Source organism: Pseudoalteromonas sp. AWM4_233 (genome assembly GCF_056158285.1).
Window position 1 is genome coordinate 1 of record NZ_JBSWSZ010000108.1, and the last position, 2,249, is coordinate 2,249.

Here is a 2,249-nt window from a genome sequence, read left to right on the forward strand (position 1 = left end):
CTACTGAATCAGAAGTGATTTATTGCCAAGAAACAGGTAAGCCATTACAGCACAATGAAGAAGTTTTTCATGTAGAGGGTCATGGATATACAGTAGCAGAAGAGGCAAGTTTTAAAGGTTTGGATCAAGAGGATGGGTATTATACAACGATTGAATATGAGCAGGTTGAAGAAAAAATACTTGCACCAATTGGACTAGAAAAAAATGCTCAACCTAGCTTTGTAAATGAAAAACAGAATGAAAAAAATATTTTATTGGTGGAATACATGAGTTTAAGTAATACGACACAAGAGCTTGTTTCTGTTGCAGAGTTAAGGGAACAAGCAGATAGGAATCGAGCGTTTGAACCTGTAGAAGGTGCAGGGAAATTGAGTGATAAAGAATTTATTGATGCATTTAACGAAGCGAATCAAGAAAAGTATGCAGCATTAAATCAGGACGAAATTAATCGTCCAACTATGCTAGTTCAATGGAGCGACAACGAAACTTTTAAGAATAATCAACTGATTCCATTTGGAGAAGCCAATGAAAAAATGGCTGAAGTTATTACAAGTATTGAAAAAGCAAGGGAAGAAGCTAGAGAAAGAGGTGAAACCATCCCTTACGATCAAGCTCGTTATCATATTGTCATTCCAAAAGGAGTAGATAGGGATTTTGGGAGAATGGAGCTTGTGAGTATGGATCGTATGAATATGGGAGATGGGGACTACAAAACGCCATATGAACAAGTATTAAACGAGAAAAGGTATCTATCGGATGAAGTGAAGCAAGCGTTACGGGATGAGGTAGTGAATCATAGGAATAACAAAGAAATAACGATGGAAAAAGCACAGGAAAGTACATTAGAAAGCTTGAAAGAGGCACCTACTCATTTAGTTACAATTGAAGTGTTGGCGAAGGATATGCAAGATGAAGAGGTTGCAAGGATTCACATGATGGATGGTGTTACGAAAGATATTAATTATTTATCGGTATGGAACCAAGATAAAACAAATCCAGAAGATTTATATGTTTCGTTAATGGAGAAAAATGGAGAACGAGAAAATGTCTATTTAGATAACATTTTGAAGCCAGATTTATATGCAAAGGTTCAAAGCTCTATTTTTGATGGAAGAGGAAATTTATCATTTGTCATTCATGAAAAGGATACAAATATGAGTCTAGATGAAATCGTAAAAGATGAACTGTATGGACTCTTAGTTGATAAGGGGGAGGCGCAAAAGGATTACTCATTTAATGAAAAAGAAGTGGAATTATATAAAGAAATGAAGATGGAGGGATATGCACCTATTGCTTCTCTAAATCAACAAATTCAGCCTTTTGTACTTGGTAAATGTGGTGGTTTAACATCAGATATCGCTGACGGTATTATCTGGGCTGCAGGTGGTTCAGTGTCTGGCGTTCCTACAAACCCTAACCCAGCTGACGTTATCAATATGAGTTTAGGTGGCAGTGGTGCTTGTAGTTCAACAACGCAAAACGCAATTAACCAAGCGCGTGCAAATGGTGCGGTAGTTGTTATTGCTGCTGGTAACGACAACGATAACTCAGCAAACTACAACCCAGGTAACTGTTCTGGCGTAGTAAACGTTGCTGCGGTAGGTCGTAACGGTGGTCGTGCTTACTACTCAAACTATGGTTCAAACATTGACGTAGCAGCACCAGGTGGCGCGCAAAGCTTTGCAAATGACCCTGAAGGTGTTTTATCTACTTACAACTCAGGTTCAACAACACCAAGCTCTGACAGCTATGCATATTCTCAAGGTACATCAATGGCAGCGCCTCATGTTGCAGGTGTAGCGGCACTAATTAAGCAAGCTAAACCTTCAGCGACGCCTGATGAAATTGAAACAATTCTTAAAAATACGACTAAGAGCTTCGGTGCAACTTGTAACAACTGTGGTACTGGTATTATCGATGCAGCTGCAGCAGTTGCTGAAGCTTCAGGCGGTGTAGTTGAGCCTCCTGTAGGTGACAATGTACTAGCTGATGGCGTTGCTAAAACAGGCCTTAGCGGTTCACAAGGCGGCCAAGACTTCTACACAATGGAAGTACCAGCAAACACAAGCAAAGTAACATTCACTATGAGCGGTGGCACAGGCGATGCTGACCTTTATGTTAAAGCTGGTAGCAAACCGACTACATCGTCATACGACTGTCGCCCTTATAAAGGCGGTAACAACGAAGTATGTACCATCGATAACCCAGCAGGTGCTGTGTAAGAGGTGAATCTAACCGTCGTTAACCTT

1 pseudogene is annotated in these 2,249 nt (G+C 40.1%); it reads left to right on the plus strand.

Annotated elements, in window-relative coordinates:
- Window positions 1-458 precede the first annotated feature (458 nt).
- Window positions 459-2,207 (plus strand): annotated as a pseudogene (locus ACXAC4_RS21500) (S8 family serine peptidase); the annotation flags it as partial.
- Window positions 2,208-2,249: the final 42 nt, after the last annotated feature.